The 20048-nt window shown below is 62.9% G+C and carries 24 protein-coding genes; 18 read left to right on the top strand and 6 right to left on the bottom strand.

Features of this window, described 5'->3' with window-relative positions; all coding sequences use genetic code 11:
• The first annotated feature begins 109 nt into the window (after positions 1-109).
• The 10 genes from AC3LCN_RS00610 (at position 110) to AC3LCN_RS00565 (ending at position 8282) form a co-directional block, all read left to right on the top strand.
• A complete protein-coding gene (locus tag AC3LCN_RS00610) occupies positions 110-799 on the top strand; it encodes an ECF transporter S component (RefSeq protein ID WP_488648155.1) in 690 nt (229 codons plus the stop codon).
• 12 nt (positions 800-811) lie between these two features.
• On the top strand, positions 812-1027 hold the full coding sequence (locus AC3LCN_RS00605; protein ID WP_488648154.1) for a hypothetical protein: 216 nt from the start codon (positions 812-814) through the stop codon (positions 1025-1027).
• Between the two features lie 119 nt (positions 1028-1146).
• Complete coding sequence (locus AC3LCN_RS00600; protein ID WP_488648153.1) at positions 1147-1992, top strand: ATP-binding cassette domain-containing protein; 846 nt, start codon at positions 1147-1149, stop codon at positions 1990-1992.
• On the top strand, positions 1989-2825 hold the full coding sequence (locus AC3LCN_RS00595; RefSeq protein WP_488648152.1) for an energy-coupling factor ABC transporter ATP-binding protein: 837 nt from the start codon (positions 1989-1991) through the stop codon (positions 2823-2825). Before AC3LCN_RS00600 ends, AC3LCN_RS00595 begins: the two co-directional genes overlap by 4 nt.
• Entirely contained in the window at positions 2825-3718 is an 894-nt protein-coding gene (locus AC3LCN_RS00590) for an energy-coupling factor transporter transmembrane component T family protein (RefSeq protein ID WP_488648151.1), read from the top strand. The genes AC3LCN_RS00595 and AC3LCN_RS00590 overlap by 1 nt, the downstream gene beginning before the upstream one ends.
• 7 nt (positions 3719-3725) lie before the next feature.
• The gene (locus tag AC3LCN_RS00585) at positions 3726-4511 is read left to right on the top strand and encodes a nucleoside phosphorylase (protein ID WP_488648150.1); all 786 of its coding nucleotides are present in this window, start codon (positions 3726-3728) and stop codon (positions 4509-4511) included.
• A 4-nt stretch (positions 4512-4515) separates the two neighbouring features.
• A complete protein-coding gene (locus AC3LCN_RS00580) occupies positions 4516-5766 on the top strand; it encodes a cytochrome P450 (protein WP_488648149.1) in 1251 nt (416 codons plus the stop codon).
• Between the two features lie 18 nt (positions 5767-5784).
• A complete protein-coding gene (locus tag AC3LCN_RS00575) occupies positions 5785-7278 on the top strand; it encodes an NADP-dependent isocitrate dehydrogenase (RefSeq protein ID WP_488648148.1) in 1494 nt (497 codons plus the stop codon).
• Between the two features lie 45 nt (positions 7279-7323).
• Complete coding sequence (locus AC3LCN_RS00570) at positions 7324-7758, top strand: DMT family transporter (RefSeq protein ID WP_488648147.1); 435 nt, start codon at positions 7324-7326, stop codon at positions 7756-7758.
• Positions 7755-8282, top strand: a complete 528-nt coding sequence (locus AC3LCN_RS00565) for a hypothetical protein (RefSeq protein ID WP_488648146.1) — start codon at positions 7755-7757, stop codon at positions 8280-8282. The genes AC3LCN_RS00570 and AC3LCN_RS00565 overlap by 4 nt, the downstream gene beginning before the upstream one ends.
• A 16-nt stretch (positions 8283-8298) precedes the next feature.
• On the opposite strand, the gene AC3LCN_RS00560 is transcribed toward AC3LCN_RS00565, so the two are convergent.
• Positions 8299-8742: an SRPBCC domain-containing protein gene (locus AC3LCN_RS00560; protein ID WP_488648145.1), complete on the bottom strand. Its 444-nt coding sequence runs from the start codon at positions 8740-8742 to the stop codon at positions 8299-8301.
• A gap of 7 nt (positions 8743-8749) precedes the next feature.
• A complete protein-coding gene (locus tag AC3LCN_RS00555; RefSeq protein WP_488648144.1) occupies positions 8750-9490 on the bottom strand; it encodes a hypothetical protein in 741 nt (246 codons plus the stop codon).
• Positions 9491-9529: 39 nt separating this feature from the next.
• Between AC3LCN_RS00555 and AC3LCN_RS00550 the strand changes: the two genes are divergently transcribed.
• From AC3LCN_RS00550 to AC3LCN_RS00535, 4 genes are read left to right on the top strand one after another with little or no spacing between them, the layout of a single operon-like run.
• The gene (locus tag AC3LCN_RS00550; protein ID WP_488648143.1) at positions 9530-10783 is read left to right on the top strand and encodes an acetyl-CoA C-acyltransferase; all 1254 of its coding nucleotides are present in this window, start codon (positions 9530-9532) and stop codon (positions 10781-10783) included.
• A gap of 49 nt (positions 10784-10832) precedes the next feature.
• On the top strand, positions 10833-11243 hold the full coding sequence (locus tag AC3LCN_RS00545) for a HesB/IscA family protein (protein ID WP_488648142.1): 411 nt from the start codon (positions 10833-10835) through the stop codon (positions 11241-11243).
• Entirely contained in the window at positions 11170-12165 is a 996-nt protein-coding gene (locus AC3LCN_RS00540; protein WP_488648141.1) for an LON peptidase substrate-binding domain-containing protein, read from the top strand. Before AC3LCN_RS00545 ends, AC3LCN_RS00540 begins: the two co-directional genes overlap by 74 nt.
• A gap of 29 nt (positions 12166-12194) precedes the next feature.
• On the top strand, positions 12195-13130 hold the full coding sequence (locus AC3LCN_RS00535) for a nucleoside hydrolase (protein ID WP_488648140.1): 936 nt from the start codon (positions 12195-12197) through the stop codon (positions 13128-13130).
• A gap of 9 nt (positions 13131-13139) precedes the next feature.
• Here AC3LCN_RS00535 and AC3LCN_RS00530 read toward each other — a convergent pair whose 3' ends face one another.
• Entirely contained in the window at positions 13140-13715 is a 576-nt protein-coding gene (locus AC3LCN_RS00530) for a GNAT family N-acetyltransferase (protein ID WP_488648139.1), read from the bottom strand.
• Between the two features lie 25 nt (positions 13716-13740).
• Between AC3LCN_RS00530 and AC3LCN_RS00525 the strand changes: the two genes are divergently transcribed.
• The 3 genes from AC3LCN_RS00525 to AC3LCN_RS00515 are packed head-to-tail and all read left to right on the top strand — an operon-like array spanning position 13741 to position 17151.
• Positions 13741-15480 carry an ATP-dependent DNA ligase gene (locus AC3LCN_RS00525; RefSeq protein ID WP_488648138.1) on the top strand — a complete coding sequence of 580 codons (1740 nt, stop codon included), beginning with the start codon at positions 13741-13743 and terminating at the stop codon, positions 15478-15480.
• Entirely contained in the window at positions 15477-16745 is a 1269-nt protein-coding gene (locus AC3LCN_RS00520) for an aminotransferase class V-fold PLP-dependent enzyme (RefSeq protein WP_488648137.1), read from the top strand. The genes AC3LCN_RS00525 and AC3LCN_RS00520 overlap by 4 nt, the downstream gene beginning before the upstream one ends.
• Complete coding sequence (locus tag AC3LCN_RS00515; RefSeq protein ID WP_488648136.1) at positions 16738-17151, top strand: hypothetical protein; 414 nt, start codon at positions 16738-16740, stop codon at positions 17149-17151. The genes AC3LCN_RS00520 and AC3LCN_RS00515 overlap by 8 nt, the downstream gene beginning before the upstream one ends.
• A 13-nt stretch (positions 17152-17164) precedes the next feature.
• Here AC3LCN_RS00515 and AC3LCN_RS00510 read toward each other — a convergent pair whose 3' ends face one another.
• From AC3LCN_RS00510 to AC3LCN_RS00500, 3 genes are read right to left on the bottom strand one after another with little or no spacing between them, the layout of a single operon-like run.
• Complete coding sequence (locus tag AC3LCN_RS00510; RefSeq protein ID WP_488648135.1) at positions 17165-17488, bottom strand: winged helix-turn-helix domain-containing protein; 324 nt, start codon at positions 17486-17488, stop codon at positions 17165-17167.
• Between the two features lie 35 nt (positions 17489-17523).
• Complete coding sequence (locus AC3LCN_RS00505) at positions 17524-18465, bottom strand: EamA family transporter (protein ID WP_488648134.1); 942 nt, start codon at positions 18463-18465, stop codon at positions 17524-17526.
• Positions 18462-18890, bottom strand: coding sequence for a GNAT family N-acetyltransferase (locus AC3LCN_RS00500; protein WP_488648133.1), 429 nt, complete (start codon positions 18888-18890; stop codon positions 18462-18464). Before AC3LCN_RS00500 ends, AC3LCN_RS00505 begins: the two co-directional genes overlap by 4 nt.
• 46 nt (positions 18891-18936) lie before the next feature.
• Between AC3LCN_RS00500 and AC3LCN_RS00495 the strand changes: the two genes are divergently transcribed.
• Positions 18937-20034: a threonine ammonia-lyase gene (locus AC3LCN_RS00495; RefSeq protein ID WP_488648132.1), complete on the top strand. Its 1098-nt coding sequence runs from the start codon at positions 18937-18939 to the stop codon at positions 20032-20034.
• The last annotated feature ends 14 nt before the right edge of the window (positions 20035-20048 follow it).

The following is a 20048-nucleotide window of genomic DNA, read 5'->3' as shown; positions in this document are numbered from 1 at the left end:
GCGCGCAACGGCGGGTTGCCGTTTGGTTGTAAAGCCAAGGGTGACGTTGTCACCCCAGGCGAAACAGGTCGGCTCTCTGAGTGGGGACCGACGAAAGGGAGGAACAGAGATGTCAGGAGCAGCAGCGGCACGCGCCGCCCAGCGAATCCCGCTCTCGTACGTTGCGGTCCTTGTGCCAGTGATGGCGGCCCTCAACATCGTCGGCGGATTCATTATCAAGCTCGTAAACGTACCGATCTTCCTCGACATGATCGGGACCATGGTCGTGAGCGTCGCGCTCGGACCTTGGTGGGGCGCCCTCACCGGAATCATCACGAACACCGCTGGCTCATTGGTCAACGGTCCCGTTGGGATTCCGTTCGCGCTCTGTAACGTCGTTGGCGCCCTCGTCTGGGGTTACGGTATCCGTAACTTCGGCCTCGGCAAGTCGCTCCCAGGCTTGATTGCCGTTGGAGTGATCTGCGGTATTGCCGTTCAGGCAATGGCTGCGCCAATCATTACATTCGTCTTCGGTGGTGCCACCGGGCACTCCTCGGACGCGCTCGTGGCGGCGCTCGCCTCAGGCGGCACCGGTGTGCTTGCAGCCTCATTCCTCGGCGGCCTTCCAGGTTCGACCGCCGACAAGTTGATTGCAACGTTCATCGGCCTTGCCATTCTTCGAGCGTTGCCATCTGGCCTTACGGCTGGCGTTGGCCTTCCGAAAACTGACCAGAGCGGCGCGCTCAAGATGGTGCTCGTTGGACTTGGCGTTGGCATCGTCATCTTGCTGTACGTATACAGCCAGATCAAGCCAGCGTAAGGAGGAGAAATCATGGCAAAAGATACTGGAGCAACGGTTGGGCCTCGTGAGGCCGCAGCTGTCGGCGTAATTGCAATGGGTATCTTCGTGATCGCATTGCCGTTCGCCGCAAGCGCTATCAAGATCGATGCACCTGACCAGGCGTTCCCGATGCTTGCAGCAATGAATGTGCTTGCAGGCCTCTTTACGCTTGGCGCAGGCGTCGCCGTTATTCGCGCAAAGGACTGAACAGTTAAATCGTCGCGATGACGAGCGCGACAGCCGCCCGGTCGCACCGCATAGTGCGATCGGGCGGTTCGCTACACACTGCATCTCACAGGATCATCGAAGAGAGGTAGGAGGTCACATTGGCTGGAGAGATCGCCGTCAAGATTGAGAATCTCAGCTTCACCTATTCCGGTGGTGAGAAGCCGGCACTGAACAAGATCAATCTTGAGATTAAGCGCGGCGAATACCTTGGCATCATGGGACTTAACGGTGCGGGCAAGACAACGCTCGGCCTCTCCATTAACGGCATCGTTCCGCAATCCACGATGGGCATCTACGAGGGGAACGTCACCGTTGAGGGGCTCGACACCTCCACCACCCCCGTGCGCGAGATGGCGCGCACCGTTGGCATTGTGTTTGACAACCCTGAATTTCAGATGAGCCAGGTGAGTGCCGCCGAAGAGGTCGCTCTCGGCTTAGAGAACCTTGGCGTTCCAAATGAAGAGATGCCACCGCGCGTTGGCGCGGCACTCGGCACCGTTGGACTCGCCGGCTTTGAGGAGCGCTCACCAATGGGTCTCTCGGGCGGTCAGCAGCAGCGACTCGCGATCGCATCGGTGCTTGCGATGCAGCCAAAGATTCTTTTCATGGATGAGCCAACCTCAAACCTTGATCCGATCGGCAAGGAGGAGGTGTTTGAGCTGGCCCGTAAATTGAATCGCGAAGAGGGGATGACGGTGATCGTTGCCGAGCATGAAGCCGAAGTTCTTGCCGCCTACGCCGATCGCATTGTCGTGCTCCACCAGGGAGAGATCGTGATGATTGGTACGCCGAGCGAAGTCTTCTCGCGCGGCGCCGAACTTGCCAAGATCGGATTACGTGTGCCACAGGCAACGGAACTGGCACTCTCGCTTGCGCCCGCAGGTGCGAAGGATCTTCCCGTCACCACGGACCAAGCCGTGACCTGGTTGGAGGCGCGATCATGAGCACGCCGTTGATTAAGGTCACCGACGCACGTTATGTGTATTCAAACGGCGCGGTACTCGCACTTGATGGCGTCAACCTCGAGATCCCTGAGGGGCAGTCGGTCGGCATCGTTGGTCAAAACGGCTCAGGGAAGACCACACTCACCAAGCTGTTGAACGGTCTGCTGAAGCCAACCTCGGGGAGCATCGTGGTTGACGGCAAGGACACGGCGAAGAATTCCGTGCAGCAGATGTCGTCGACGGTTGGCTACGTCTTCCAGAACCCGAACCACCAGCTCTTCGCCCCGTCGGTGACGGCGGAGTTGGCCTTCGGCCCAACAAACCTGAAGCTGCCACCCGAAGAGATCGCCGAACGGATCGCGCACGCGCTGGAATTCTTCGACATCAAACAGTATGCCGACATGCATCCCTACCGACTGAGTTTCCCGCTGCGCAAGTTGGTGGGGATCGCCTCGGTCTTCACGATGGGCCCGAAGGTCTTCGTGCTCGACGAGCCGACCACCGGCCAGGACCATCAGACCACCAAGGTGATCAACCAGTTAATTCATCGGCTGCAGGATCGTGGCTCAACGGTGATCTGTGTCTCCCACGATATGCCGCTCTTGGCCGACGTGAGCGAGCGGATGATCGTGATGTGGAACGCAAAGATCATTGCCGACGGTGGTGCCCGCGAAGTCTTCGGGAACACCGAAGTGATGGAGCGCACGCACATTGCGCCACCACAGGTCACGCAGATCTCGTTGCGCCTGAAGAGCCGCAAGGGTAGGCCAGCGTCGCTGAGCGTTACTGAACTCTCCGCTGAGCTTGGTGGCAAGAAGATGGGAGCTGCCTAATGTACGGACCGAGCGTCTCAGTAAGCCACGTTCGTGGAACCTCATGGATGCACCGCCTCGACCCCGTGGCGAAGTTTGCCTGGCTGCTCCCGGCTGGAATCTTCTGCTTCACCACGTATTCGCCGCTGCCGTTGCTTGCGGTCTTCCTCTTCTCGATCGTCATCGCCTTAACATCGAAGATCATCAAGCCACTCGCGAAGATCCTTGTGATCTTTACGCCGATCACAGCATCAATTATTGTGATTCAATCGCTGGCTCCTGCAATTTGCGGAAACCATTGCGGAACTCCGCTTGCAGTCGGCCCATTTCATATCTATACCGAAGGACTTTCGCATGCGATCTCACTGATGTTGCGTGTCGCCTCATTCCAAACGATGGCATTCGCACTAATCCTGACAACACACCCATCTGATCTCTTTGCGTCGCTTGCACGTATGCGCGTGCCATATCTGATCAACTTCATGATCTCCATGACGCTCCAGCTTGTTCCGGTGTTGCAGCGCGAAGTGCAACTCGTCTTGGCGGCACAGCGATCACGCGGCATGAAGGGGACCGGCTTCGGCTCAATTGTGCCATCGTTTGTGCCAGTTGCAGCTGGTGCTGTTGAGCGTGTGCAGCAGCTCGCGATCAGCCTTGAGTCACGCGCCTTTGGCTCCAAGGGCGTAAAGACCTCGTATCGTCGCGTGCCGAGTGGGCCATTTGATCTGTTCGTAGGGGTGCTCGGCATTGCCACAATGTCGGCCCTTACGGTGTATGGGCTCGCGAACTGGGGGCAGAGCGCCTCGACGCCGCTGCAGTTCGATCCCCTCGTGGCGACGGCGATGTTCCTCTTCGGCATCATCGTCTTCGTCGGCGTGATGTTCATCGCCATCCGCGCGCTGATCACGTCATAATCCTCGTATGGCACTCTTTGAACCAGACGGCACCGTTCACCACCTTGGCCTAAAGAAGGGCGATGTTGGTCGTTACGTGCTGCTGCCAGGTGACCCTGGTCGCGTCGAGGTGATTGCCCGCCGATTCGATAACCCACGATTCGTGGCGCAGAAGCGTGAGTACACCACCTGGGTCGGTGAGCTTGATGGCGTACCGGTGGCATGCACCTCAACTGGGATCGGCTGCCCCTCAACGGCGATCGCCGCCGAAGAGTTGCACGCCATTGGCGCCGACACGTTTATTCGCGTGGGGACCTCGGGCGGCATGCAGCCAGGGATGCAGACCGGCGACCTAGCGGTGATCAGCGGTGCGATTCGCGACGAGGGGACGAGCAGTCACTACCTGCCGATGGAGTTTCCCGCCGTAGCCGATCTTGATGTGGTGCTGGCCATGCGTGATGCGGCCCGCGAGCGCAACGTTCGCCACCGCGTTGGCGTGGCGCAGTCAAAGGATTCGTTCTATGGCGAAGTTGAGCCAGGGCGCATGCCGGTGGCCGACGACCTCGCACGAAGATGGAAGGCCTGGATCGGCGGCGGTGCGATCAGCTCTGAGATGGAGTCGGCCACCCTCTTCATCGTTGCGGCAACCCTGCGCGCACGCGCGGGCGGCATCATGGTCTGCGTCGGCAGCCCCTCCATGACGCACGAGGAGTCACAGGCCTCAATGAAGAACTTCTCGATTGATCCGGTGATCGACACGGCCGTACACGGACTGCGCCTGTTGATCGCCCGAGACCGCGCCGCGGGAGCGTAACCGCGTGGCGGACTCAGAGCTGCTCTTCGACCCGACCGACGCAGCGACCGCGCTTGATCCCTTTCCCGCCTACACCCGGCTTCGGGAGCACGGCCCCGTCTGGCACTCGCCGCAGAGTGGGATCCACTTCATCACCCGCCACGCCGACGTGCATGCCGCCTGGCGCGATAAGCATCTCGGCTCCGATTTCTCGCAGCGCTATACCGCCGAAGAGTTCATTCGCGACCCGGCCGACCTGCAGCCGTGGCGCGACGACCGCTACGCGGACTTCAAGGCGTTTGAGCGCTGGGACATGATCGCCCTTGAACCGCCCGACCATACAAAGCTGCGCCGCCTCGTCACCACCGCCTTCACGCCGCGCTCCATTGAGGCGCAGCGGGAGCCGGCGAGCCGCCTCATTAGCGAGCGCATTGCCGCGGCACGTGAGCGGGGCAGCCTCGACCTGGTGCAGGATCTCGCCGAGCCGCTCTCACTCACGATCATCTGTGAGCTGATCGGCGTCCCAGAGCCTGACCGCATGCGAATCCTCGCCCTCTCGCACGACGTGGTCTCGATGTATGAGCCGGCGCCCGCTGACGCGGTGAAGGATCACGCCAACCTCGCCGTGCGCGAATTTTCCGCCTACGTTGCCGACCTCATTCGAGCCCGCCGACGTCAACCGGCCGACGATCTGCTCTCTGGCCTCATTGATGCCACCGTCGACGGCGAGCACCTGAGCGACGAGCAGGTGATCTCCACGGTGATGGTGCTCCTGATGGCCGGACACGAAGCGTCGGTGAACGCCGCCTCTAACGGCGTCGCCGCCTTCGCTGCGAACCCAGATCAGTGGCGGCTGTTGCGCGCAGGAACGGTGCCGATGAAGAGCGCGATCGAAGAGATCCTGCGCTGGGATCCGCCGCTGCAGTTCTTTCAGCGCTGGGTGCTCGACGACGGGTTTGAGGTGCGGGGCGTGCAGATCCCTCGCGGCGCAAAGGTGGGCCTGATGATCGGCTCCTCGAATCGTGACCCCGAGAAGTACGAGAACCCCGACGCCTTCCGCATCGCGCGTGGTGAGACATCACACCTCTCGTTCGGTGGCGGGATTCACTTCTGCATCGGCGCGCCGCTGGCCCGCCTAGAACTCGAACTTCTCTTTGGCGCACTTGCCGAGGCGCTCCCTCAGATCGCGCTCCTTCCTGGGGCAGTGCGCCGCCCCAGCTTCCAGTTCCGCGGCTATGTGAACCTGCCGATCGCCGCCCCCAGCGCCGCACGCTAACCCCGCTATCCTGAGCGCATGACCACCCCACGACGCCACGCCATCACCCTGATCCCTGGCGACGGGGTTGGCCCTGAGGTTGCCCTCGCCACAAAACGCGTCCTTGACGCTGCCGCCGCAACGGCGGGTGTGGCCTTCGACTGGGAGGAGGCTGAGGCTGGTGCTGAAGTCTTTAAGAAGGGCGACACCTCTGGTGTGCCAAAGGAGACCCGCGACAGCATTGAGCGCACACGCGTCGCCCTGAAGGGGCCACTCGAGACGCCGGTCGGCTTCGGCGAAAAGAGTGCCAACGTCACACTGCGCAAACTCTTTGAAACGTACGCCAACGTTCGACCTGCGCGTGAGCTGCCAGGCGTGCCAACGCGCTACAAGGGCGAAGGGATCAACATGGTCATCGTGCGCGAGAACGTTGAAGACCTCTACGCCGGCATCGAGCACCTTCAGACGCACGATGTGGCACAGGCGGTCAAGCTGATCAGCCGAACTGGCTCAGAGAAGATCATTCGCTTCGCCTACGAACTTGCGCTACGCGAAGGTCGACATAAGGTCACCACTGCGAGCAAGGCGAACATTCTGAAGTTCACCGAAGGACTCTTCAAGCAGATCGGCGAAGATCTCAGCAAAGAGTATTCGTCGCTAGAAGCGAATCATCTAATCATTGATAACGTTGCGCACCAGATGGTGAAAGACCCGGCGCAGTTTGATGTGGTGGTTGCCACGAATTTGCACGGCGACATCATTAGCGACCTTGCCTCTGGGCTTGTTGGCGGACTCGGATTTGCGTCGAGCGCCAACTACGGTGACGGCGTGGCGATCTTCGAGGCGGTGCACGGATCTGCGCCGAAGTACGCCGGCAAGAACGTCATCAATCCAACCGCGCTGATTCTGTCATCAACGATGATGCTGCGCCACTTGGGTGAGACTGATCTCGCCGATGTGGTTGAAGACGCGGTCCTTGCAACGCTCGAAGCGGGGAAGGCACTCCCACAGGATGTGGTGCGCCAGCAGGGTGGCGATGTTGAGGCAGCAACGAGCACCAGCGGTTTCGCTGATGCGGTGATCGAGAGCCTCGGCAAGCGTCCAACAACCGTTCCCGCCGCCGCGAGCCGACCACGACCTGTTGATGTGAAGCCGCATGCGCGCTGGACCAGCGGCGAGGCGCGCGAGCGCGAAGTCGGCACAGCGCGCGTTGTTGGCCTCGATCTCTTCTTGCAGTCGCTCATGTCGCCGGCTGAGCTCGGCGCCAAGCTCTCCGCCCTCGCCGGCCAGGAGCTCACCCTTAAGATGATTGAGAGCAAGGGAACGGTGGTGTGGCCAAATGCTGCCCCCGCATTCGACCCAACGGGCCTCTTCCGCGCGCGCTTCTTGGCACGCGCTGATGGTTCCGATCTGCCTGACGAGAAACTCCTCGCGCTTGCCGCTCGTGTGGCAGGCGTTGCACCGTGGGTGCACCTGGAGAAGCTCCGTGTGTGGGGCAGCGAAGAGGGATTCACCCGCGCCCAGGGCGAATAACGAGTGGGCACGCAGCGCGCGAAGCAATCCAATAGAGGGGGACGCATGCAGTTTCTAGCCTTGGCTTTCTTCATCTTTGCCGCCGGTGTCGGCTCCTCGGTGCAATCGATCGTGAACTCCGAACTTGGTCGCCGCACCGACCCGGTGAACGCCGCCGTGGTCTCGTTCATCGGTGGCTTGGCGGTACTGCTCGTTGTGGCGCTCTTGAGCGGCAAGCTGCAGCTCGTTGAGGCAACGAAGGTGCCGCCACTCCTGCTCACCGGCGGCCTCTTTGGCGCGCTGATCGTGACCGGATTTGCCACCACCGTGCCGGTGCTCGGCGTGACCGAAGCGACCCTCATCTACATCCTCGGCTCGCTCGGCGCCGCACTCGCCATTGACGGGTTCGGACTTCTTGGCACATCAGCCATTCCTGTGTCTGCCACGCGCATTATTGGCATCGCGCTGGCGGTCGTCGGATTCCTGCTCGCTCGACGATGAGCAACGAGCGCCAACGCATCGTTCGCCCCGACCAGATTGACGGCGCTGAGGCGCTGCCACACGCACTCCCAGGAGCTGAAGAGGAGGCGCCCGACGCAGGGGAGTTGCTGCGTGGCGTGTTGGTTGACGAGCGCTACGAGCCAGGGATGATCAAGCTCGATCGCCAGCCGGTGCCAATCGCCGACGATGGTCTTCCAGCGTACGTTCCAGAGACAGATCCAACACCACTGCGCGGCGGCTACATCTACCTCAGTGTTGTTGCGTTGATCTGCGGCACGATTGTCATCAGCGCGCTGAACCTTGGCGCGAAGTGGAGCGATGGCATCGTCAAGGTGCCGCTTCTGATTGGTTCCATCCCACTCTTCGTCACCATGGGTGAGGCGGCGCTCCGCATCGCTCGCTCCGTTGGTGCCTGGTGGCCGATCAGCCGCGGGCGCGCACTCTTTCGTGCTGGGTGGGTGCTGATGATTGCAACTTTGGCACTTATTGTGCTCGCTGCAATCTGGGTGGCGCTGAACGCCTAGCGCCGACGCGACGCGCTTAGCTTGCGAGGCCTGCGATTAAGTGATCGATTGAACTGCGCAAGAACTCTTCTACGCGCTGTCCCGCCATCACGGCGAGCATTGGATCAAGCTCCGTTGAGGTTCGCCACGAGGCGTTGCTGCTCGTCGCGCTGGCTTCAGTCAGATCAATGAGGGCAACGACAATCGCATGACCGCCAATGTCGGGACGAACCTTGAGTCGCAGATGCAGTCTGGTCACGCCGCCGCCAAGTACCTCAACAGTGCGACGAACAGAGATAGCGGCCTCAATCGGAATGCCGGCAACCTGTGTCGCGAGGCGACCCTCAATATGCTCTGCATCGATGCGATGCAGAGCATCGCATCCGGGGATCAGTTTCGCGATGAGCTCTGGGCTGTCGCTTGCGGCGACGAGGTGCGCTACCGACTTTTCGAGCAGCGCCTGGCCAACGATCTCACTCATCGGCGGCTCAGTAGAGCGTCACAACGTCAGGTGGAATTTCAAGATCAAAGGCACTGGCAGGAATAGAGGCATCCGCCTCAAACGCGGTGCAGAGCGCACTGCGCACCAGATGCGTACCGCGGAACTCTTCTACACCAAGCAAGAGGCCGGTGAGTCGATCGAAGGTGACGCGGAAGCGGAAGTCGGCGCGATCGCCTTCAAGAGCAACGGCGCGTGGGGCTGCCGCCTCAATGGTGAGTGCGACACGTCCAACGAGGCGTGTCTCGTGCACGGCACCGAGCACCGCACCTGCGAGGACGCTGCTGCAGAACGAACCAGGGCGAACGAAGCTTGTCGCCCAACCTTTGCCGGGGAGCGGACCCATGTTGGTCGGCACGCGCGAGCTTTGCGGTAGGCCACTGTCGTCGAGGCCTGTTGGCGCCGCGCGATGCGGTCGGCGCGTGGTGGTTTTCGTGACTGCGTTGTAGCTGCGCACGTTGGCGCCGTCGGTGACCCACACGTCGTAGCCGCCCTGCGGATGCACCGTGGTGACGCGGGCTAGGGGCCGATCAATGAGGAGTTCAACCGATCCGAGGCTCTCGCCCGCGGCTGTCACCGCGCGCTCCTCAATACGGAGGCGCAGGGTGCTGAAGCGGCGCTCTGCCCCACCGGCGAAGTCGAAGAGCTCGGCCGCCGTGGGGAGCCCAGGGGTGAGGCTGGTCGAGATCGGGGGGAGGGCGGGGGCGATGGGTACGAGGGTCTCGCTCATGGCCCCATCCTAGCCGAGGGGCGGGCGTAGACTGAGCGCATGAGCAGTAGCGCACCACTCTTCCAGAGCAGCACCCCGGGCCGCCCCCTAAAGGAGGCCTGGATCGTTGAGGCGCTGCGCACCCCCTTCGGTCGCTACGGCGGCGCGCTCGCTGGCGTTCGCCCCGACGACCTTGCCGCTACCGTCCTCGAGGCGCTCGTTGCCCGCAGCGGCATCAACGCCGCCGACATCGATGATGTGATCTTGGGCTGCGCCAACCAGGCCGGCGAAGACAATCGTAACGTGGCGCGCATGGCGCTCCTTGTTGCCGGATACCCCGTTGAGGTTCCAGGGCAAACGGTAAATCGACTCTGCGGCTCCGGCTTGCAGGCACTCGCCGCCGCAGCGAACGCCATTGCCGTTGGCGATGCTGAGGTGGTGGTGGCAGGCGGCGTAGAGAGCATGAGCCGTGCGCCACTCGTCACCCTGAAGCCTGAGAGTGGCCTTGAGCGCGGCAATCGTGAGCTCGTCGACACCACCATCGGTTGGCGCTTTGTGAATCCGCGACTCCATGCCAAGTATCCAGCGATCTCACTTGGCGAAACGGCGGAGCGGGTTGCCGCTCAGTGGCACGTTTCGCGCGAGGCGCAAGACGAACTCGCCCTCGCATCACAGCAGCGCGCCGCAGCCGCCGCCGCGAGCGGCATCTTTGCAGAAGAGATCGTGCCCGTCTCCATCCCACAGCGCTCCGGCGCGCCGATCGTTGTTGATCGCGATGAGCATCCGCGACCCGATAGCAGTGCCGCCGCACTCGCAAAGCTGAAGCCCGCCTTCGCCGCCGATGGCACCGTAACCGCAGGGAATGCCTCCGGCATCAATGATGGCGCTGCAGCACTCCTCGTTGTGGAGTCGGAGCGCGCGCGAGCCCTCGGCTTGAAGCCGTACGCGCGCATCGTTGCAACGGCGGTTGCCGGCGTGGATCCGTCGGTGATGGGCGCAGGGCCGATCCCAGCGATCCGCAAGCTGCTCGAGCGCACCGGGCTCACCGTCGCCGACATCGACCGCGTGGAGCTCAATGAGGCGTTCGCCAGCCAGGCGGTCGCCTGTATCACCGAACTCGGGCTCGACCCGGCAAAGACCAATGTGCACGGCGGCGCTATCGCCCTCGGGCACCCCCTCGGCGCCTCTGGGGCCCGAATGGCCACAACCCTGGTCCGCGAGCTGCGCCGCAGCGGTGGTCGCTACGGGATCGCCGCCATGTGCGTGGGGGTGGGTCAGGGGATCGCCATGCTGGTTGAGCGCGTAGAGGCGTAGGCGCGCTAGAATCTGGATCAGAGCAGCGGCAGATGCCGAAGGAGGAGCGATGTTGAACCAGGAGCCACAGGTCGCCAACGAGGCGCCAGCCGGAGCACCCGTTCTCGCCCTCACCGACACCGCCGCCGCCAAGGTTGTTGAGCTCGCTAAGGGCGAGACGAACCCACTAATCGGCCTGCGCGTCTATATCGTTTCGGGCGGCTGCAGCGGCTATCGCTACGGCATGATGCTCGACGATGTCGAGAACCCAGGCGACAGCGTCTTCATGGCGAACGGCGTGCGCGTCTACGTTGACGAGAAGGCCGTGCCGCTAATTCAAGGCTCAACTGTTGACTACGTTGACGCGATGATGGGCGCCGGCTTCGTCGTGGAGAATCCGAACTCTGTTGGCGGCTGCGGCTGCGGCTCCAGCTTCCGCACGGCGGATTCGGCGGGACAGGCCTCGGCCTGCAGCCACTGACCTGGAGCAGAACGGCGACGCGCCGAAACTGATCCCGCTCTTCCCGCTACAACTCGTTCTCTTCCCTGGCGTTGCCCTACCGCTGCATATCTTTGAACCGCGCTATCGCCTGATGGTGAAGCGCTGCCTTGAACTCAACCAGCCATTCGGGGTGATTCGCTCCGGAAACGACGGCCTCTCTGAGATCGGCACCCTCGCCGAGATTCGCGAGGCGACGCGCTACATCGATGGGCGCTGGGACATCGTGGGGCTCGGCACGCAGCGCTTCCGCGTTACGAACTTTGATCGCAGTGCCCCATATCTACAGGCCGAGATCGAGCTCCTCGACGAGGCGGTGGGCGAATCGGCTGAGCGCGTGCGCGCCACGGCGGAGCGCGTCTCTGATTTGTTCATTGACTATCTTGAGCTGCTGCGCGGCGTCGATGAGGGGGAGCACGATCACGACCATGACGACGACGATCAAGAGGAGGAGGGCGAATTCATCGAGGACGATGAGGTAACCCCCGAAGCGATTACCGAGGCGCTCGAAGAGGAGCAGGGTGCGGCACTCAGCCAAGAGGTGGTCTCTGAGATCGAGCGTCTCCTTGTGGCGTCAAACACTGCAGTTGGGCCGACCAAGATCACCGAATACAACACTGGCGATGACGAGTCTCCCGACGACGAGGGTGACCCTGATGGCGAACTACTTGCTACGGCCATCGATCGACTCTCAGGGAGCGACGATCCGGTCGGCCTCTCGCACGTGGTTGGCGGTGTTGTGCAGCTGAGCCTTGAGCAGCGCCAAGCGCTCCTCGAAGCCCCTGATGCGCTGGCACGCCTCACCCTGCTCGCCGCACATCTCGATCGCGAGAATCTGCTCCTCGCCGAGGGGATTCGACCGTGGCAGGCCGACCCCGCCGCGCTTTCAGAACGCCGCAACTAATCCGTTCGAGCAGCAGATACGATGCGCGCATGAGCCCAACCCGCCGCATGTGGATCGATACCGATACTGCCTCAGATGACGTCGTGGCGATCGTCATGGCACTAAAGCATCCGAACACCGAAGTCGTTGGCATGTCGGTTGTGATCGGCAATGTTCCGGTGGAGCTCGGCGTGCAAAACGCCCTCTACACCGTTGAACTGTGCGGCAAGAGCATTCCCTTACATGCCGGTGCTGAGATGCCGCTCGTGCGGGCGTTTGCCACTGCGCAGCATGTGCACGGCGCCGACGGCATGGGTGACATCGGACTACCGCTGAAGGGCCGCAAAGCAACAAGTAACGACGCGGTACACGCCATGATCGACGCATTCCGCAAAGAGCCAGGCGAGCTAGAACTCGTCGCGCTCGGCCCGCTCACCAACCTTGCCATCGCCATTCGCATTGAACCAAAGTTCGCTAGCTGGGTGAAGCGCTGCGTGATCATGGGCGGCACGGGCGTGCTCCCTGGCAACATCACGCCGCTCGCCGAATTCAACTGGTGGGTCGACCCAGAGGCGGTGCACATCGTCTTAGAGTCCGGCATGAAGGTGGAGATGGTCGGCTGGGATGTCTCTGTGGCCGACGCGGTCATTGAGGATGATCTTGCTGCAGAGCTGCGCGCGCTCGGGCCGCTCGGCCAGTACAGCATCGACATTCAGCGCGCCTTGCGAAAGTTCTGCGAAGAGTCATCAAAGCTGAAGGGCTTTGACTGGCCAGATCCAATCGCCATGGCGGTGGCGCTTGAGCCCGACATCGCGACCAGCGAAGCGCACCTTCGTGTTGAGGTGTCGCTCGGCCTTGGACATGAGCGCGGACAAACCATCGTTGATCACCTGGGCAACACGAAGCGCGAGCCGAACTGCCGGGTGGTCTATCGCGTTGATCGCGAGCGATTCATTGAGATGACCCGAAAGGCGTTCCGCGCCTAGATTCGCTCTCTATGACGCGTCGGTTGCGAGGAGTCCCATCTGAATTTCGTCCCAGCGCCGTCCATCGCGCGTGATCGCATCGCGCATGCGCCCCTCTTCGGTGAAGCCCGCCTTGGTGTAGCAGCGCAGCGCCGCCTCGTTGAAGGCGAAGAGGGTGAGGCTGATGCGATGAAGACCAAGGGCCTCAAAGGCGAACTTGGTAACGAGTCGCGTCGCCTCGCTGCCAAGACCGCGTCCGCGGGCGGCAGGCTCGCCGATCATCAAGTGGAAGCTTGCAGCCCCGTTCTCAATATCGAGATTCGCCAGTGTGCAGCTGCCAATTAACTGCTCGGTAGCGCCGACACGTTCATAGAGGGCGAAGGCGAGCATCTGGGCGGTACTGAAGCGGTCGCGGACCATGCGCTCCACCTCATCTCCGGTGAGTGGCTCGTTGCGGTGACGGGCGAGGCGCACTAGCTCTGGATCGGCGTACCAACGCTTGAGCGCTGGGAGGGTATCGGCGGTGTGTGGGCGCAGCGCCACGTGCTCGCCCACGAGGATTGCCTCATGTCCGCCGATTGATCTGTAGGGCTGCGATCCGATCACGCGGTCACGGTATACGATCGCCTCGATGCTTAGTTGGATGCAGTTGGCACGCAAGATCGAGGGCGCCTCGCGCACCTCGGAGAAGGCACGCCTCTTTGCGGAGGCGCTCCGTGTCGCCGATGAGGTTGACCTTGAGGTGATCTGCCGACTCCTTGGGAGCCGGGGCACCGCGCAAGCGGGCGCCGTCTCATGGTCGGCACTCGCCAAGGCGGTCGAGGAGGTCGTGGTCGCACCGGCCGGTTCGCTCGCCAAGATCCTCGACGAGACCGGTGATATTGGCCTTGCCGTTGAGGAGCTCCTCGAGAGCGAGCGTCCCATTGCCGGTGAGGCTGCCGCCAGCGAGGAGCGCCACGCGCAGGTGCGCAGCAGCGCCATTGCCAGCGCCACAGGGATCTTGCCCGTGGCAGGAGCCAGCTCAGCACCGACCCTCCGCTCGCTCCCCGCTGCCTTCGCCGCAATTCGTGGCGCCAGTGGCCAGCGCCGTCACGATCTGCTGATGCAGCTCTTCTACGGCACCTCACCAATCGCAGGGAAGTACATCGTGCGCATGCTCTCTGGTGACGTGCAGATTGGCCTGCGCGACGGCCTCCTCGAAGGCGCGATCGCCGCAGCCTTCGGTGCGGATGTAAGCGCTGTGCGTTGGGCGATGACCCTTGAGGGGGACGCCGGCCGCGTGGCGCTTCTGGCGAAGCGCGGCGCCCTCGCCGAGGCGAAGCTCCGCTACTTTCATCCAATCCCAGCCATGCTCGCCGCTCCCGCCGCCAGTGCCGCCGATGCGGTGGAGCGACTGAGCGAGATCGCGGCTGGCGCTATTGCCGTGGAAGACAAGTACGACGGCATTCGCGCGCAACTGCATATCGCCGATGGACAGGTCGCACTCTACGGGCGAGACGCCAACGAGATCACAGTGGCGCTCCCCGAGATCGCCGCCGCAGCCGCGCAACTATCGGGGTCGCTGGTACTCGATGGCGAGATCATCGCCTTTGAAGGGGGACACCCTCTTCCAGTGAGTGCGGTGCAATCACGGCTGAGCGGTGCAGAGACCACGCTGCACGAGCGTGAGCGCACCGCCGTGCAATTCATTGCCTTCGACCTCATCGCCCAGAACGATCAACTCCTGATCGGCACGCCACTCCACGAGCGATATGCCGCCCTCTCTAGGATTGGCGTCACGGAGCAATGTGGCGGTGTGATTCATGTTGCACCACAGCGAATGGTTAGCGGTATTGAAGAGATTGAGGCGGAGTTCATTGCCGCGCGCATGCGTGGCTCTGAAGGGGTCGTACTGAAGTCCACCACCGCCGCATACGCCCCAGGTCGGCGCGGCTCAGCATGGCTCAAGTTGACGAATCCGATTGATAGCGTTGATTGCGTGGTGGTTGGCGTGGAGTACGGCGTGGGTCGTCGCCGAACGCTCTTGTCGGAGTTGACCTTCGCCGTGCGCGACGATCTCTCGGGGCGGCTCACAACCCTTGGGCGCGCCTCGGCACAGTTCGGCGAACACGAGATGAGCGAGATGGGGCGCTGGTTTGAAGAGCACACCGTTGCGCAGCTCGGCAACTATCGCAGCGTTGAGCCGCGCACCGTTGTAGAGGTTTCATTCGATGAGCTGCGCCGCAGTCATCGCAGCGGTTCGGGCTACACCCTCCGCGGCCCACGCATCGTGCGCTTCCGCACCGACCTCGGTCCCGATCAGATCGCCTCGCTCTCGGCGATCGAAGCGCGCTGCCGCGCCTCTAATGGATCGGCAGGGGAGACGGAATGAGCGAGCACGAGAAGGTCGCCGAGCTGCGCAAGATGATGCCCTCGACAGAGGCGAGCATCTACCTCAACGCTGGCAGCAACGGACCGGTGCCCGCGGAGGTCGACGCGGCGATGCGCGCAGTGCACGACCAAGAGCTACAGACCGGGCGCGCCACCGAACACGCCATGGATGACGTTGAGGAGCGCGCCAACGAGTTGCGCGGCGTCTTCGCCGGCGTGCTCGCCACTGATCTGGAACTTGTCGCCATTGGTCACAGCACCACCGAGTCGGTACTTCGACCGATCCTCGGCATGGAGTGGCGCGCCGGCGACCGCATCATTACGTTCGACGAAGAGTACCCGGCAATTCGCGGCAGCATCGCCGCACTTGCATCGCGCACCGGCGTTCTGATTCAGACGCTCTCACTCTGCAACGCCGACAGCCAACCGCTCAGTGACGATGAGATCGTGGCGAGCGTCCTTCCACTACTAAACGCGCCGACGAAGCTGCTCTTGCTCTCGCGCGTCTCATGGATCAGCGGCCGAGTGCTGCCAGTGGCGCCACTGCTCGCAGCAGCACGTGCCGCGGGCATCACCACCGTGCTCGACAGTGCTCAAGGGGTTGGCGCCCTGCGTGATGATGTCGACGCGCTGAACCCCGACCTGCTCGCCTTCCCCTCGCAGAAGTGGCTCCTCGGCGTCGAGGGGCTCGCTGGGGTTCGCCTCTCACCTCAGGCACTTGCCGCTGAAACCTTCCGACCTGTCATCGGGGGCTATATGGCGTTTGACGGGCAGCCACTGAATGGGGTGGGGACCCTCCGCTCCGATGCGCGCCGCTACCAGGTCTCAGGGTTCAGCCGTCCATCACTAGCGGGGGCTGCCCGAGCGGCGGGCTGGCTCTCAATGCAGGTTGGCCTGCCGTGGGCCACCGATCGTGCCCAGCGCCTCGCCGCCGAGTTCCATGCCGCCGTGCGCGACCTGCCAGGGGTACAGATGCTCGCCCCGGCTGGCGGGCACGCCACGATCGTCTCCCTCCGCGTGGCTGGCTGGAAGCCCGAACAGCTCGTGGAGGAGCTCACCCGACGCGCCTTCGCTATCACGCGCCGCGTGCCGAGCCTCCCAGCCATCGACGGCCGCCCAGGCTCTGCCGCCGCACTTCGCACCTCGTGGGGCTTCTGGAACACCGAGGCCGAGGTGGCGCGCATCGCCGAGCTGATCGCCCTCTTCGCCGCCCACACCCCGGAGACGTTGCCGAAGCGGCCAACCATAGAAATCTTGCATGGCTAAGGCACGCCAACCACGCGGCTTCATTGGCCGTCGCATCTACCAGCTGCTCCATGCGCCGAAGCCAGTCTTTCGCGCCGTCTTCTCGAACGTCTCTATCGCTGCAGTCCTGACGCTCGCGTACCTCCTCTACGACCTACAGGTGGAGCGCGCGCTGCGCAGCAGCGCTGACTTGAGCGGCGTCATCGGCGGACGAGACCTGCGCACCGAAGCGGCGGCACTCTTGGTGCTTGGCACGGTGATTCTTGGCAGCCTCATCACCTACCTGATCGTTCCACAACCGCGCGCAGACGGCAACGGTACTGAGCGGTCTGGGTGGTCAGCAGTGCTCGGTCTCTTCGCGAGTTTTCCCGTGGCATACATCGCTCTCGTCATCGAGAGCCAGTTCCTGAAACCGCTCTTCGCGTAGCGGTAGCGGAGCGTTACGCCTGGCGCGTGCCAATCAGGCGGTAGCCGATGCCGCGAACGCTCACCAAGATCTGTGGGCGACGTTGGTTTTCTTCAAACTTCTTGCGGATGCGATTCACGGCAACGCGGAGTGCCTCATCGCCACCGGCCCAGTTCTCGCCCCACACGTAATCTCGAATCTCTTGATGTGAGACCGCATCGCCGAGTCGCTCAATCAAGAGCGAGAGGAGTCGTAGCTCGGTGCCAGTGAGGGTGATGGTTCGCTCAGCAAGTCGCAACGCGCCACTGGCGCGATCGATCGCGATGGGCGTCGGCTCTACAAGTGGTACATCAGTCATGGGAGAGCGATAGTAGCGGGTCTGTAACAGTTCGTCTACGACACTCTGCCCAGGGCGATCGCAGCGGTTGCGATGCCCGCCAATCCAATTCCTAATCCTTGGCGAGCGGTCACCCGTTCGCCCAGTAGTAGGGCGGCAAAGATCACGGTGGTGATCGGCGCAATCGATGTGAAGACCGCCGCTACGGCCACGCCGCTCTCCTCTTTCGAGAGGAAGAAGAAGAGGTTCCCCGCGGTTTCGCATGTGCCTGCCACGGTAAGGAGCAGCAGCAGGCGCAGTCGTGGCAGTAGCCCTACAGGAACCGCGCCATCGCGAATCGGCTCATCGCCAGGTGGCCGACGGCCAACCAGGCGAGCCACAACGAAGACCAGTGCCAACGCGGAGACACTGGCAATTCGAAGGATGGTGATGAGCCACACGGTTGCGTCGGATTCAACACCGGCGAAGATCAGGCTGAATCCTGCAAAGCAGATACCGGCGGTGATGCCGTAGATCGCACCACCGCGAGCCGCCGCGCCACTCGATGCATCGGCGTGTGCCCCCGCCTCGCCAGCAACCGCATGCTCAACAGAGCTCGTCGAGACGATGATGATCGCAACAATGGCCGCCAAGAATCCAAAGAGTCGAAGCAGTGATGGAATCTCACCCTGCAGGATGCTGACCCCAACGGGAATCAGTGCAGAGAGTGTGCCGGCGATGCTGGCAACAATGGAGATACGCCCGTGTGCAAACCCGTGATAGAGCAAGAGCACACCAGTGCCACCAACGATGCCGGCGATCGCCGTGGTGAGCAGAGCAGAGCCAGTCGGCGGAACGCCCCCTGTGATGAGTGCCGCGGGGATAAGGAGCGCAAGCGTCGCCGTCTGACTTGCGGCGACAACGAGGAATGTTGGAAGACGACGGCTAGCGAGCCCGCCCAGGAAGTCGCCACCACCCCAGGAGAAGGCGGCGATCACGCCGAAGAGTGCGCCGATCATCGGGCAACCCAGCGCATGCGCTGGTGTGGGCCGACCTCGGGAAACTCAAAGCGTTCCCCCTCGGCGACAAAGCCGAGGCGCTGATAGAGGGTGATAGCGGCCACCCGTGCGTTGCACCAGAGGTCGCGCGGGGCGCTCTCGTCGGCCCACCAGGCGGCGATGGCGGCGCGCATCAGCGCCTCGCCAATCCCTTGGCTGCGCCAGTGGGGGGCGGTCGCCGCCCCTCGCAGCTGAGTGCTTGGCCCCTCTACGGCATAGAGCGAGACGCAGGAGGCGAGTTCGCCGCCGCTCCAGGCGCCCCAGTGCGCGCCAGCGCCAGCCTCATCACCCGGGTAGTGGGCACTCTCCAGCGGCCTCCCCGCGCGCAGCACTTCGTGGCGCAGGTTCAGGATCTCCTCGAAGGTCGCAGGTCGAATTTCCAGCATGCGCACAGGCTACCTGCTCCCCCCGCGCATGTATTACCGTTCTCACATGCCCGACCTATCCGCTCGCGAACAGCGCCCCGCCTATCCGCCGCTGCCGACCACCGACCCCCTGACGGGCGAGCCGTTCAGCATGGATCTGAAGGCGGTGAAAGATGCGGTCCAGCGCACCGCGGGGAAACTGCACATCACGCCAATCCTCTCCTCGGTCGGTGCCGCTGACGCAATTCGCCGCAGTGGGGGTCCGCTCCTTGGCGACGGACGCGTGCGATTTAAGTCCGAGCATCTGCAGCGCAGCGGCTCGTACAAGGTTCGCGGCATGTTGAATCGCGTCGCACGACTTGTTGAGTTCTTCGGCATCGACGAGGTGAAGCGCCGCGGGATCATCACATTTAGTGCGGGCAACGCCGCCGCCGCATATGCCTGGGCGGGCCGCGCCTACGGCATCCCTGTCGAGGTGGTCATGCCGGCGAAGGCTGTGCCCGCAAAGATTGCCGCCTGCAAAGCGTACGGTGCAACGGTGCACCTTGTTGAGGGCAACATGGGCACCGCTGGCGAGCTCAAGAGCAAGCTTGTCGCAGAGCGCGGTCTCATCGATGCTCACCCGTTTGATGATCCGTTTGTGATTGCCGGCCACGGCAGCATGGGCATTGAGATCCTTGAGCAGATTCCCGAAGTTGATGTGGTCATTGGCGGACTTGGTGGCGGCGGCATGCTCTGCGGCGCATCCGTTGCGCTTCGCGCACTCAAGCCCGAGATTCGCCTCTACGGCGTTGAGCCCGACGGCTCGTCTGCGGTGAAGCAAGCCGTGGATTCAGGCGGAATAGTTCCAGTAACCCCCGACACCATCGCTGACGGACTCGGCGCACCTTATGCGGGATCCTGGACCCTTCCAATCGCGTCGTCACATCTCGACGCTCTGATTACCCTCCCCGACGAAGAGATTCTCGGCGGCCTTAAATTCGCCATGGAGCGGCTCAAGCAGGTCATTGAGCCTGCCGGCGCCGCCGCACTTGCCGCACTCCTCTTTGGCCGCATCCCCGTGATCCCTGGCGACCGGGTTGTTGTGATTCTGAGTGGCGGAAACGTTGATCTCACACGCATCCCCGAGTTCCTCGAACGTGCAGCTCCCGTTCCGGGCGCGTAATTCACCACATCGGC

Source organism: Candidatus Limnocylindrus sp. (assembly GCF_040397215.1).
Taxonomy (GTDB): Bacteria; Chloroflexota; Limnocylindria; order Limnocylindrales; family Limnocylindraceae; genus Limnocylindrus.
The sequence above is the reverse complement of the archived record's forward strand: the minus strand, read 5'-3'. Positions and strand labels throughout refer to the sequence as shown.